At 69.2% G+C, this 12,227-nt stretch carries 12 protein-coding genes; 7 read left to right on the forward strand and 5 right to left on the reverse strand.

From position 1 onward, the window contains the following. Positions 1-421: 421 nt before the first annotated feature. Together hslU and hslV are read right to left on the reverse strand one after the other, a co-directional pair. Positions 422-1,759 (reverse strand): ATP-dependent protease ATPase subunit HslU, encoded by a 1,338-nt coding sequence (hslU, locus tag EV683_RS13770; protein ID WP_066613582.1) that lies wholly within the window; start codon positions 1,757-1,759, stop codon positions 422-424. 29 nt (positions 1,760-1,788) lie between these two features. Continuing rightward, positions 1,789-2,325 (reverse strand): ATP-dependent protease subunit HslV, encoded by a 537-nt coding sequence (hslV, locus tag EV683_RS13775; RefSeq protein ID WP_066613579.1) that lies wholly within the window; start codon positions 2,323-2,325, stop codon positions 1,789-1,791. A gap of 201 nt (positions 2,326-2,526) precedes the next feature. Here hslV and EV683_RS14740 point away from each other — a divergent pair, with 201 nt between their 5' ends. The 5 genes from EV683_RS14740 (at position 2,527) to EV683_RS13800 (ending at position 7,448) form a co-directional block, all read left to right on the forward strand. Beyond that, complete coding sequence (locus EV683_RS14740; RefSeq protein WP_131863174.1) at positions 2,527-3,189, forward strand: energy transducer TonB; 663 nt, start codon at positions 2,527-2,529, stop codon at positions 3,187-3,189. Next, the gene (locus EV683_RS13785) at positions 3,186-3,863 is read left to right on the forward strand and encodes a MotA/TolQ/ExbB proton channel family protein (protein ID WP_066613575.1); all 678 of its coding nucleotides are present in this window, start codon (positions 3,186-3,188) and stop codon (positions 3,861-3,863) included. The genes EV683_RS14740 and EV683_RS13785 overlap by 4 nt, the downstream gene beginning before the upstream one ends. Then, positions 3,850-4,260: an ExbD/TolR family protein gene (locus EV683_RS13790; RefSeq protein WP_066613572.1), complete on the forward strand. Its 411-nt coding sequence runs from the start codon at positions 3,850-3,852 to the stop codon at positions 4,258-4,260. Before EV683_RS13785 ends, EV683_RS13790 begins: the two co-directional genes overlap by 14 nt. A gap of 168 nt (positions 4,261-4,428) precedes the next feature. Beyond that, positions 4,429-6,621, forward strand: coding sequence for a TonB-dependent receptor (locus EV683_RS13795; protein ID WP_131863175.1), 2,193 nt, complete (start codon positions 4,429-4,431; stop codon positions 6,619-6,621). Positions 6,622-6,767: 146 nt separating this feature from the next. Then, positions 6,768-7,448, forward strand: a complete 681-nt coding sequence (locus EV683_RS13800; RefSeq protein ID WP_131863176.1) for a Fe2+-dependent dioxygenase — start codon at positions 6,768-6,770, stop codon at positions 7,446-7,448. 58 nt (positions 7,449-7,506) lie between these two features. On the opposite strand, the gene EV683_RS13805 is transcribed toward EV683_RS13800, so the two are convergent. From EV683_RS13805 to rstA, 3 genes are read right to left on the reverse strand one after another with little or no spacing between them, the layout of a single operon-like run. Continuing rightward, positions 7,507-7,701, reverse strand: a complete 195-nt coding sequence (locus EV683_RS13805; RefSeq protein ID WP_131863177.1) for a hypothetical protein — start codon at positions 7,699-7,701, stop codon at positions 7,507-7,509. A 45-nt stretch (positions 7,702-7,746) separates the two neighbouring features. Continuing rightward, positions 7,747-9,075 (reverse strand): two-component system sensor histidine kinase RstB, encoded by a 1,329-nt coding sequence (rstB, locus tag EV683_RS13810; protein ID WP_131863178.1) that lies wholly within the window; start codon positions 9,073-9,075, stop codon positions 7,747-7,749. A gap of 12 nt (positions 9,076-9,087) precedes the next feature. Then, on the reverse strand, positions 9,088-9,792 hold the full coding sequence (gene rstA / locus EV683_RS13815; RefSeq protein WP_066613550.1) for a two-component system response regulator RstA: 705 nt from the start codon (positions 9,790-9,792) through the stop codon (positions 9,088-9,090). Positions 9,793-9,928: 136 nt separating this feature from the next. Between rstA and EV683_RS13820 the strand changes: the two genes are divergently transcribed. Then, entirely contained in the window at positions 9,929-10,639 is a 711-nt protein-coding gene (locus EV683_RS13820) for a winged helix-turn-helix domain-containing protein (protein ID WP_066613548.1), read from the forward strand. A gap of 689 nt (positions 10,640-11,328) precedes the next feature. After that, on the forward strand, positions 11,329-11,997 hold the full coding sequence (locus EV683_RS14815; protein ID WP_424948513.1) for an ATP-binding protein: 669 nt from the start codon (positions 11,329-11,331) through the stop codon (positions 11,995-11,997). Positions 11,998-12,227 lie beyond the last annotated feature (230 nt).

Genomic DNA, 12,227 nt, shown 5'->3' on the forward strand with positions numbered 1-12,227 from the left:
GATTTATTAAAGAGCGGGCTGCGTCGCGTTGTTTCGTTTGCGCTGCAGCGAGGAGGCGAACTATACCCACCCCCTCCCGCGACGTCAACACCTTTGGCGCGAAAAATATTGAAATAACCGCCACAATCAAAAACATCGCCAACAAGTCGCTGATTCAACAAGACTTATCCATATCAACTATTTTGCCACCCTGCCCGCGCCACCCTCCTCCCCCAGGGTTGGCCGAGCCTGCGGCTCGGCCAACCTTCCATATAAGATGGAATCCGCCGCATCCGGGCCTTTTTGCCGTAACGGCGACGGACCGGGCGCGCGCGCCTTCCATCGCCATAGAGGGCGTGCGAATGCGCGCGCGCCCCATGCGGCCGGTACAAACAAAACGCCCGCCGTGACGGCGGGCGTTTGCGCGGATGGCGGATGCCTCTTAAAGGACGTAACGCGCCAGGTCCTCGCGCTGGGCGACCACTTCGAGCTTGGCGTCGACGTAGGCGGCGTCGATCACCAGCTTGCCGGCCGGCGCGCTGTAGGAGACTTCCTCGAGCAGGCGCTCCATCACGGTGTAGAGACGACGCGCGCCGATGTTCTCGGTCTTGTCGTTCACCTGCCAGGCGACCTCGGCCAACTTCTGGATGCCCGACTCGTCGAATTCGAGCTCGACGCCGTCGGTGGCCAAGAGCGCCGCGTACTGGCGGGTCAGGCAGGCGTCGGTGCGGGTCAGGATGGCCTTGAAGTCGTCGACCGACAGCGCGCCCAGTTCGACGCGGATCGGCAGGCGGCCCTGCAGCTCGGGGATCAGGTCGGACGGCTTGGACAACTGGAAGGCGCCCGAGGCGATGAACAGGATGTGGTCGGTCTTGACCATGCCGTACTTGGTCGACACGGTGGTGCCCTCGACCAGCGGCAGCAGGTCGCGCTGCACGCCGGCGCGCGACACGTCGGCGCCGCCGCTGCCTTCGCCGCGGCTGGTGACCTTGTCGATCTCGTCGAGGAAGACGATGCCGTTCTCCTGCACGTTGGTCAGCGCTTCCTGGCGCAGCTCGTCCTCGCTGACCAGCTTGGCGGCCTCTTCGTCGATCAGGAGCTTGAACGCCTCGGCGACCTTCATCTTGCGCGTCTGCTTCTTGCCGGCGGACAGGCCCTGGAACATCGACTGCAGCTGGTTGGACAGTTCCTCCATACCTTGCGGGCCCATGATCTGCATCGCCGGCGCGGCGGCGGCGACGTCGAGCTCGATTTCCTTGTCGTCGAGCGCGCCCTCGCGCAGCATCTTGCGGAATTTCTGCCGGGTGGCGTTGTCCTCGGCCTTCTCCTCGGCCTGCGGTTCGCCGAAGAAGCCCGGCTTGTGCGGACGCGGCAGCAGCACGTCGAGGATGCGCTCTTCTGCCGCACCTTCGGCGCGCGCGCGGTTCCGTACAATCGCCGCATCGCGCGCGTCCTTGATCGCGATCTCGACCAGGTCGCGGATGATCGAGTCGACGTCGCGGCCGACGTAGCCGACCTCGGTGAACTTGGTCGCCTCGATCTTGATGAAGGGCGCGTTGGCCAGCCGGGCCAGGCGACGCGCGATCTCGGTCTTGCCGACGCCGGTCGGGCCGATCATCAGGATGTTCTTCGGCGTGATCTCGCTCCTGAGCGGCTCGGCGACCTGCTGGCGACGCCAGCGGTTGCGCAGCGCGATCGCGACCGCCTTCTTGGCGGCGTCCTGACCGATGATGTGCTTGTTCAGCTCGTGAACGATTTCCTGCGGGGTCATTTGGCTCATTTGATGGTCTTCCTTACGCGTCGCCCGCTTCAGCCCAGCGTTTCGATCAGGTGGTTGTGGTTGGTGTAGATGCAGATGTCGCCGGCGATCTCGAGCGACTTCTTGACCACCACCTCGGGGTCGAGCTCGGTGTTCTCGAACAGCGCGCGCGCGGCGGCCTGCGCGAACGAGCCGCCGGAACCGATCGCGGCGATGCCCTGCTCGGGCTCGAGCACGTCGCCGTTGCCGGTGATGATCAGCGTGCTCTCGGCGTCGGCGACGATCAGCATCGCCTCGAGGCGGCGCAGCATGCGGTCGGTGCGCCAATCCTTGGCCAGTTCGACCGCCGAGCGGACCAGGTGGCCTTGGTGCTTCTCGAGCTTGGCCTCGAAGCGCTCGAACAGCGTGAAGGCGTCGGCCGTGCCGCCGGCGAAGCCCGCCAGCACCTTGTCGTGGTAGAGGCGGCGGACTTTGCGCGCGGTGGCCTTGATGACGACGTTGCCCAGGGTGACCTGGCCGTCGCCGCCCAGCGCCACGCGGTTGCCGCGTCGCACCGAAACGATGGTGGTTCCGTCAAATTGCTGCATGGTGGTTTTCCTTCTGGCCGGCGCCCGGCGGCCGGCAATGTTCAGCATATGAAGGCGGCGCGCGCGAACTCAAGCGCTGCGGCGCGATTCATGCCATTCCTCTTCTGTGGCGATTTTGCAATGCAATATGAATAATTCGTCGGCGACAATTTCAAATAGGAAACATTTGCATTATCATCCGCCCCCATGAATGAGAATCGCTTGCAAACTCTCGCCTTCAGCGGCGTGCTGCTGGCGCACGTCGGCGTCGGCGCGCTGCTGGTCGGCATCGCCCAGGCCCGGGACGTCGTCGTGCCGCCCAAGGTCGAGAGCCTGACCATGATCAGCCTCGCTCCGGCGCCGCAGCCGGCCCCACGCCCGGCCCCCGAGCCGCAGAAGCGTCCCGAGCCGAAGCCGGCGCCGCACAAGGTGGCGCAGAAGGCACCCAAGCCGCAGGCGCCGAAGCTGCTGACCGCCAGGGCGCCGGCCGCCACCGCGACGCCGACCTTCACCGCACCGGCCGAGCCGGCGCCGGCGCCGCAGAGCGCGCCGGCCGCCGCCGGTGGCGAGAAGGCCGACAAACCGGTCGCGGTGACGCCGCCGACGCACCGGGGCGGCTACCTGAACAACCCGCGCCCGGCCTACCCGCCGCTGTCGCTCGAACTGGGCGAGGAGGGCAAGGTGCTGATGCGCGTGCTCGTGTCGGCCGCCGGCCGCGCCGAGTCGGTCGAGGTCGCCAAGTCGAGCGGCTTCCCGCGTCTCGACCGCGCGGCGCGCACCGCGGTGCAGGAGTGGCGCTTCACGCCGGCGCGCCGCGGCGACGAACCGATTTCCTTTACCTACACCTTCGCGGTGGATTTTTCGATTAAGCAGACCCAGCCATGAACCTGTTGACCGTATTCGAGCAAGGCGACGCGATCCTGATCGCGGTATTCCTCATCCTGATCGCGATGTCCGTGCTGACCTGGACGCTGATCGTCACCCGCGGCCTGATGCTGCGCCGCACCCGTCTGGCCAACCGCGCGGCCGAGACGGCGCTGTGGGCGGCCAAGGACTGGCAGAGCGCGCAGGCACAGTTGGCCGAGCACGCCTCGCCGGTCGCCGCGCTGACGCACGACGGTCTGGCCGCGCTGCGCCACTACCGCGAGCACGCCAGCGCCTCGCTCGGCCAGAGCTGCGACCTGAACGAATTCCTGACCCGCGCGATCCGCCGCGGCCTGTCGCGCGAGACCGGCAAGCTGGAGTCGGGCATGACGATGCTGGCCTCGGTCGGCTCGACCGCGCCCTTCATCGGCCTCTTTGGCACCGTGTGGGGCATCTACCACGCGCTGGTCAACATCGGCGCCGCCGGCCAGGTCAACATCGCCACCGTGTCCGGCCCGATCGGCGAGGCGCTGGTCGCCACCGCCGCCGGCCTCGCCGCCGCGATTCCGGCCGTGCTCGCCTACAACGCCTTCACCCGCGTCAACCGCGTGATCGGCCAGGACCTCGACCACTTCGCGCACGACCTGCACGCGCAACTGCTGACCCAGGCGGAGGCGATCGATGGCGTTCGGTAGTTTCGACAAGGGCAGCAACGCCCCGATGGCTGAGATCAACACCACGCCGCTGGTCGACGTGATGCTGGTGCTGCTGGTGGTGTTCATCATCACCGCCCCCTTGCTGACCAACGCGGTCAAGATCGACCTGCCGCAGGCGGCCGCCGCCGAGCACCAGGACGAGCCGAACGCGATCCGCCTCGTCGTCAAGCCGGACGGCAGCTACTTCTGGAACGACGAGCCCGTCGCGCGTGACGCGCTGGCCGGCCGCTTCGCCGCCGCCGCCCAGGCCGACCCGAACGTCGAGTTGCACCTGCGCGCCGACAAGACCGCGCGCTACGAGTTCGTCGCCGAGGCGATGGCGAACGCGCAACAGAACGGCGTCTCGCGCATCGGCTTCGTCACCGAGGCGCCCTGACGCCGCAAGGCGTCCCGGCTCGGCCAACCCTGAAGCCTGGCCGGGCCGCCCGCGGACCCGTACCTTCCCGACCGTTTTTTCCGATGCTGGACAGCCCGGCAGGGGGCCGGCTTGCCCAGCGTCTTCGCGATCCATCCCTAGTCAACCAGAAAAAGAGAGAGAGTGACCATGAAGTCCAAGCTGACGGATTCGCCGTCCATCGAACACGGCAAGCTGCCGGCGCGCCGCGCGGTCGGCCTGATCGCCGCCGCCGCCTTCGCGCCGGCGCTGGCGCACGCCGCCGAGCCGGCCAAGAGCGACAGCGCCGAACTCGAAACGGTGAAGGTGACCGCCGAGCAGCCGGTGCGCGGCACGTACAAGACCGAAACGACCTCGATCGGCAAGATGAAGCAGAAGCTGCGCGACATCCCGCAGTCGGTCGACGTCGTGAACCGTCAACTGATGGACGACCAGCTGGTCACCAACCTCAAGGACGCGCTGCGCAACGTGCCGGGCATCACCTTCGCCGCCGGCGAAGGCGGCCGCACCGGCGACCAGATCGTGATCCGCGGCTTCGCCGCCACCACCGACACCTACCGCGACGGCATGCGCGACATCGGCCAGTACAACCGCGACCCGTTCAACGACGAGAAGGTCGAGGTGCTCAAGGGCGCCAGCTCGATGCTGTTCGGGCGCGGCTCGACCGGCGGCGTGGTCAACCAGGTCAGCAAGACGCCGTACGCCGGCGAGAAGATCGAGGGCAGCCTGACCGTCGGCACCCACGACTTCCAGCGCGTCACCGCCGACATCAACCAGGCCTTCAGCGACACCGCCGCCGCGCGCCTGAACCTGATGGCGACCAACGACGGCTCCGACCGCGGCCCGGTCGAGAACACCCGCTGGGGCATCGCGCCGTCGGTCGCCTTCGGCCTCGGCGAGCCGCTGACGCTGACGCTGTCCTACTTCCACATGGAAGAGAACAACGTGCCCGACTACGGCGTCCCGTACGACCCGAACACCCGGCGTCCGATCGGCGTCGACCGCAAGCGCTTCTACGGCTTCAGCGGCGACTTCGAAGACACCGTCACCGACATCGCGACCGCCCGGCTCGAATACCGCATCAGCGACGACACGACGCTGAGCAACCAGCTGCGCTTCAACCGCTTCGACCGCGACGTCTCGCCGACCGCCGCGCGCCTGGTCGGCGCCAGCGCCGGCGTGCCGGTCACCGACGCCACCGCGCTGCGCCGCAGCAAACCGATGCGCGACGGCGTCGACCAGTCGTGGAACAACCAGACCGACCTCGTCACCAAGTTCGATACCGGCACCGTGCGCCACACGCTGCTGGCCGGCCTCGAGCTGACGCAGGAGAAGTCCGACGCCAGCCGCTACGCGCTGCGCAACAACCCGGCCAACAGCACCGTCGGCGCCGCCAGCCCGAACGACGCGGTCGACCTGAGCCGCTACCGCACCGGCACCACGCACTTCGACGCCAGCAACGTCGCGCTGTACGCGATGGACACCCTGGAACTGACCCCGCAGTGGAAGGCCGTGCTCGGCGCGCGCTGGGACCGCTTCAAGGGCGAGTACCAGACCCGCGCCTACAACGCCGACGGCACGCTGAACGCCGACCCGGCCCGCAGCTTCGACACCGAGCGCACCGACCGCATCTGGAGCTACCGCGCCGGCCTGATCTGGCAGCCGGACACGATGCAAAGCTACTACGCCAGCTACGGCACCTCGTTCAACCCGTCCGGCGAGGCCTACGCGCTCGACAAGCGCGGCAGCAACACCCCGCCGGAGAAGAACCGCAATATGGAAGTCGGCGCCAAATGGGACCTGATGGACGGCGACGCCAGCCTGCGCGCCGCGCTGTTCCGCATCGAGAAGACCCACGAGCGCAACACCGACCCGCTGATCCCGGACGTGGCCGTGCTGTCGGGCAAACGCCACACCGACGGCATCGAGCTCGAAGGCGCCGGCCGCCTGACCGAGCGCTGGGAAGTGTTCGCCGGCGCGACCTATATGGACTCGAAGATCGACGAGGCCTCCGGCGACCAGGCCGGCACCAAGGGCAAGATGCCGCGCTACACGCCGCGCGTGACCGCCAACCTGTGGACGACGTACAAGTTCACCGACACCGTCACCGGCGGCTTCGGCCTCACCCGCGTCGGCAAGCGCTACGCCAGCGAAGCCAACACCAACCACCTGCCGGCCTACACGACCGCCAACGCGATGCTGTCGTACGAGACCCGCCAGTACCTGGTGCAGCTGAACCTCAACAACCTGGCGGACAAGAAGTACTATGACGGCGCCTACGGTGGCCACGCCACCCACGGCACGCCGCGCGAAGCGCAGCTGACCGTCGGCTTCAAGTACTAAACCCGACGTCGGGCAAAGCCTCGGCCAACCGCAGACGTTGGCCGAGGCCGTTTTGGCAAGCGTGCCCGGGCGTTTGCCAAAACGGATACCACCCCCGCCCGCCGGCCGATCCGCGGCCGAATCCAACCGCGAGCAAGGAAACCCTCATGATGCTGCACATCCCCGACGTCCTTACCCCCGAAGAACTCGCACACGGTCGCGCGCTGCTGGAGGCCGCGCCGTGGGCCGACGGCCGCATCACCGCCGGCAGCCAGTCGGCGCAGGTCAAGCGCAACCTGCAACTGCCGCAGGCGACGGCCGAGGCGAAGGAGCTGTCGGCGATGGTCGAGGCGGCGGCGCGCCGCCATCCGCTGTTCTTCTCGGCCGCGCTGCCCAAGACCATCTTCCCGCCGCTGTTCAACCGCTACCAGGGCGGCATGGACTTCGGCAACCACGTCGACAACGCGGTGCGCGCCGACCCGTTCTCCGGCGCCTGGGTGCGCACCGACGTGTCGTGCACGCTGTTCTTCACCGGCCCCGACGAATACGACGGCGGCGAGCTGGTGGTCGAGGACAGCTACGGCGTGCACAAGGTGAAATTGCCGGCCGGCGACATGGTGCTCTACCCGTCGACCAGCCTGCACCGCGTCGAGCCGGTCACGCGCGGCGCGCGCGTCGCGTCGTTCTTCTGGACGCAGAGCATGGTGCGCGACGACGGCCGGCGCAGCCTGTTGTTCGACATGGACATGGCGATCGCCAGCCTCAGGGAAAAACACGGCGACACCGAGGAGCTGGTCGCGCTGACCGCGACCTACCACAACCTGCTGCGCCAGTGGGCCGAGGTCTGAGCAAAAAAAGAGGGCGGCTCGCGCCGCCCTTCAACCCCTGTTCAACCACACGTCCCCCTCAACGGGAGGCGGAGGCTGCCTTCTTCACTACTTCATCCTTGCCCTTGTGCTGCTCCGACGCCCGACCGGCATGAGTCCGGTGAATGCTCACCGGGCGCTTGACGACCCGGACCGGCACCTCGGGCGGGCCGGCGGCCACGCCGCCCTGCCCGGCCACGAGGGCCGCCAGGATCAGGAAAATCGTCCCTCTCACGGTGCGCTCGCTCTCCTTACGCCGCCGTCTTGACCGGCACCCATCCTAACCCGCACTCGCGCGCCGTTCTGCATCTGCCGTGTTTCCTTCCGTAACCGAATGTAGCGCCGGCCAGGCGAGCACCAGGCGCGCGCCGCCCTCCGGGCTCGTCTCGACGCGCACCTCGCCGTGGTGGGCGCGCATCACCGAAGCGACGATGGCCAGGCCGAGGCCGTGGCCGCCGGTATCGCGCGCGCGGCTGGCGTCGAGCCGGACGAAAGGATCCAGCACCCGCTCGCGGTCGCCCTCGGGAATGCCCGGGCCGTCGTCGTCGACGGTCAGCGTCAGCCGGCCGCCCGTGCGCTCGAGCCGCGCGCGGACCATCGAGCGCGCGTAGCGGCGCGCGTTGCCCAGCAGATTGTCGAGCGCGCGCGACAGCAGCACGCGGTCGCCCTCGAGCGCACCGACGCCGGCCCCCGGCTCGGCCGACCAGACGAGGCCGGGCCACAGCGCCGCCGCCTCGTCGACGCGCTCGGCCAACCACGACGCGCCGTCGAAAACCTCGACCGTCAGCGGCGTCTCGGGCCGGTCGAGCCGCACGTGCAGCAGCAGTTCCTCGACCAGCGAGTCGATCGCGTCGATGTCGCGCTCGATCGCGCGCTGCGCGGCGGCGTCGCCACCGAGCATCGCCAGCCGGTAGCGCAGCCGCGCCAGCGGCGTGCGCAATTCGTGCGCGACGGCGCGGATCAGCCCCTGCTTGCTCGCGATCGTTTCCTCCATCGCGTCGGCCATCTGGTTGAACGCCTCGGCGACGCGGAAAACGCCGGATCGCTCGGACAGCGCGACGCGCCGCGACAGCTCGCCATGCGCGAGCGCGCGCGCGCCGGCCTCGAGCGCCATCAGGTCGCGCCAGTGCGGGCGCATCCACAGCAACACCGGCACCGCCAGCGACAACCCGACCAGCGCCAGCAGCAGGTAGTCGATCCACTTGAGCTGGTGCAGGAACAGCAGATAGTCGAGCGGACCGGCGACCAGCATGTAGTCGTCGTTGCCGGGCAGGCGCTGCAGGAACTCGGAGCTGTCTTCGAGCATCACGATGTCGCCGCGCGCGAGCGCCGCGCGCGCCGGTTCGTCGAGCTCGTAGGCGCCGACCGGTTCGACGCGCACCTTGAAGGTCAGCCCCGGGTCGAGGCGTGCCAGCGTCTGGCCCCACTGCGGCGGCGGCACGTCCTTGAGCTTGTCCTCGATCATGGTCAGCGTCGCCTGCAAGAGGTCGGCGAGGTAGCGGTCGCCCATGTCGCTGCCGGCGCGCTTGTAGACGAGGCCGACGCCGAGCACCGCGACGAGGAAGCAGGCGATCAAGAGCAGGTAGAACTGGATGAAGATCCGGCGCATGGCGGTTCGGCTTCAGTCCTGCCAGCCGGACGGCGACAGCAGATAGCCCTTGTGGCGTACGGTCTTGATGCGGAACGGCTCGGACGGGTTGTCGCCGAGCTTTTTCCTGAGCCGCGAGATCGCGACGTCGATGCTGCGGTCCAGCCCGTCGTACTCGACGCCGCGCAAGGTCTTGAGCAGCTCGTCGCGCGAGAGCACCTCGCCGGCGTGGCGCGCCAGCAGCCACAACAGGTCGAACTCGGCGGTCGACAGCGACACCGGCTCGCCCTTGAGCCGGACGTCGCGGCTGCTCGCGTCGATGGCGAGCACGCCGAAGGCCAGTTGCCTGTCGCCGGCGGGCGGCGCGGCGCTCGCCAGACCGCGGCTTCTGAGCTGGGCGCGCAGGCGTGCCAGCAGCACCGGCGGCGGCGTGGTCTTGACGATGTAGTCGTCGGCGCCCAGTTCCAGGCCGAGGATCTGGTTCATGTCGCTGTCCAGCGAGGTCAGCATCACGATCGGGCCGGCGAACTGCGGCCGCAGCTCGCGGCAGACCGCCAGGCCGTCCTTGCCGGGCAGCATGATGTCGAGCATCACCAGCTCGGGCGGATGGGCGAGGATGGTGGCCAGCGCGGTGTCACCGCGCGGCTCGATCTCGACGGCGAAGCCGTTGCGGCCGAGGAACTCGGCGATCAGGCCGGCCAGCTCGGCGTCGTCCTCGACGAAAATGATGCGGCTCACGAGACCTCCTTCATCGCAATGCGTCACGCCTTCAAGGATACCCGACGGCCGCGCGGCCGGCAGCCGCGGTTACGCTCGCTTACACAGCCGGCCCCGCCTCGCTATCATGCTCGCATCGCCACTTTCGTCCGCCGCCATGAATCCCGCCATCCTGCTGGTCGAAGACGACGCCCGTCTGGCCGAACTGACCGCCGCCTACCTCGAAAAGCACGGCTACACCGTCGCCTGCGAGGCCGACGGCGCCGCCGCCGTGCCGCGCATCCTGTCCGAGATGCCCGCGCTGGTGATCCTCGACATCATGCTGCCCGGCAAGGACGGCTTCGACATCTGCCGCGAGGTGCGCGCCGCCTACCCCGGCATCATCCTGATGATGACCGCGCGCGACGACGACCTCGACCAGGTGCTCGGCCTCGAACTGGGCGCCGACGACTACATCGCCAAGCCGGTGGTGCCGCGCGTGCTGCTGGCGCGCATCAAGGCGCTGCTGCGCCGCGCCGCGCCGCCCGAGCCCGCGCCGGACGCGGCACCGGAATTCGCCTTCGGCGACTTTCGCATCAGCCAGGGCGAGCGCGAGGCGTGGCTGGCCGGCGAGCGCATCGAACTGACCACCGCCGAGTTCGACCTGTTGTGGCTCTTGGCCAGCCACGCCGGCCAGGTGCTCTCGCGCGACGAGCTGCTGACCGCGCTGCGCGGCATCGGCTTCGACGGGCTGGACCGCAGCATCGACGCGCGCATTTCGCGGCTCAGGAAAAAGCTCGGCGACAACCCTGACGACCCGCGCCGCATCAAGACCGTGCGCGGCCAGGGCTATCTGTTCTCGGCCAGCGACTGGGGCGAGGCGCGGTGAACGCGCCGTCGCGCCGCCGCCTGCTGCCCGGCCGCTTCGAACAGTTGCGGCTGTTCGGCCGCTACTACCTGCGCATCGTCGGCAGCTTTTTCCTCCTGATCGTGCTGGTCAACGCCACCGTATCGCGGCTCTACCCCGAGTACGAGCAGGGCGACCTCGAGCGGCTGTTGCGCGGCACCGTCGGCCTGGTGCGCGCCGAATACCTGCGCACCGCGCCCGAGCAGTGGCCGGCGCTGACCGCGCAGCTGTCGCGCGAGTTCGGCTACCCTATCGTGCTCAACCCGGCGCCGCTGCCGCTGTCGGCGCGCACCGGCCTGATCGGCCGCGACTGGGCGATAGACGAGGACGACGTGACCGCCTACCTGAAGCTGCCGGGGCGGCAGACGGTGCGCATCGGCCCGCTGCGCGAGGCGCTGCTGCTGTCGCAGCAACGCTGGCTGAGCCCGGAAAAAACCGCCGAGCTGGTCGCGCTGCTGCTGCTGTGCATCGCCTACGGCCTGGTGCTCTACCGCTGGTACCGCGAGTTCTGGCGCGACATCGTCGGCCTGCTGACCACCGCCGAGAAGTACGCCGCCGGCGAGTTCTCGGCGCGACCGCCGCCGGCCGAGACCGAGCTGTTCGGCCCGCTCTCGCGCGGCTTCCGGCGCATGGCCGGCCGCATCGAGACGCTGATGGCGAGCCGCCAGGCGATGAGTCAGGCGCTGTCGCACGAACTGAGGACGCCGATCGCGCGGCTGCGCTTCGGGCTGGAGATGTATCTGGAGGCCGACGACGACGCCGAGCGCGAACGGCAGTACGCCGGCCTGATCGGCGACCTCGACGAGCTGGAGCGGTTGATCGAGACCAGCCTGACCTGGGCGCGCATCCAGCGCGGCGACACGCGGCTGGCGCGCGCGCCGCTGACGCTCGCGCCGTGGTTGGCCGAGCTGGTCGCGCCGCTCGAGCGCGCCGCGCCCGACACCGTCTTTCGCGTCGACGCCGCCGACGGGCTGACCGCCTCGGTCGACGCCGACCAGCTCGGCATGGCGGTGCGCAACCTCGTCACCAACGCGGTCAAGTACGGCGGCGGTACGGTCGCGATCGCCGCCGGCCGCGCCGACGGCGCGGTGCGGCTGACCGTCGAGGACGACGGCCCCGGCATCCCCGAGGACGTCCGCGAACGGATCTTCGAACCCTTCTTCCGCCTCGACGCCAGCCGCACCAAGAGCCGCGGCGGCTACGGCCTCGGCCTGGCGCTGGCGCGCGCGGTCACGCTGCTGCACGGCGGCACGCTCGCGGTCGACGCCTCGCCGGCGCTCGGCGGCGCGCGCTTCACGCTGACGCTGCCCGACGCGGCGCCGGCCGAGCCGGACGCCTGACCGCCTCGGCCAACGCGGGCCGGCGACGCCTTCGTTGCCGGCGGACGCGCGGCCTGGCTTTCCCCTCTCCCCGCTTCGGTCAACGTTGGCCGGTGTTAACGAAACGTTGCGCCGCAAGCTTCGTTAACGCCCCACCCCGCCGCCGTCACACGCCGTCACACACGGTCAGCCAAGGCGCGCAATCCGCGCACACAGCGCCCACAGACCGCCCGCCTGCCCGTCCCTAGAAT

It is taken from the genome of Crenobacter luteus (genome assembly GCF_004345725.1).
Classification (GTDB): domain Bacteria; phylum Pseudomonadota; class Gammaproteobacteria; order Burkholderiales; family Chromobacteriaceae; genus Crenobacter; species Crenobacter luteus.

Excerpts from the sequence above, each read along its gene's own strand:
- hslU (WP_066613582.1), bottom strand. The coding sequence starts at position 1,759 with ATGAGCCAAATGACCCCGCAGGAAATCGTTCACGAGCTGAACAAGCAC.
- hslV (WP_066613579.1), bottom strand. The coding sequence starts at position 2,325 with ATGCAGCAATTTGACGGAACCACCATCGTTTCGGTGCGACGCGGCAAC.
- EV683_RS13785 (WP_066613575.1), top strand. The coding sequence starts at position 3,186 with ATGAACCTGTTGACCGTATTCGAGCAAGGCGACGCGATCCTGATCGCG.
- EV683_RS13790 (WP_066613572.1), top strand. The coding sequence starts at position 3,850 with ATGGCGTTCGGTAGTTTCGACAAGGGCAGCAACGCCCCGATGGCTGAG.
- EV683_RS13795 (WP_131863175.1), top strand. The coding sequence starts at position 4,429 with ATGAAGTCCAAGCTGACGGATTCGCCGTCCATCGAACACGGCAAGCTG.
- EV683_RS13800 (WP_131863176.1), top strand. The coding sequence starts at position 6,768 with ATGATGCTGCACATCCCCGACGTCCTTACCCCCGAAGAACTCGCACAC.
- rstB (WP_131863178.1), bottom strand. The coding sequence starts at position 9,075 with ATGCGCCGGATCTTCATCCAGTTCTACCTGCTCTTGATCGCCTGCTTC.
- EV683_RS13820 (WP_066613548.1), top strand. The coding sequence starts at position 9,929 with ATGAATCCCGCCATCCTGCTGGTCGAAGACGACGCCCGTCTGGCCGAA.
- EV683_RS14815 (WP_424948513.1), top strand. The coding sequence starts at position 11,329 with ATGAGTCAGGCGCTGTCGCACGAACTGAGGACGCCGATCGCGCGGCTG.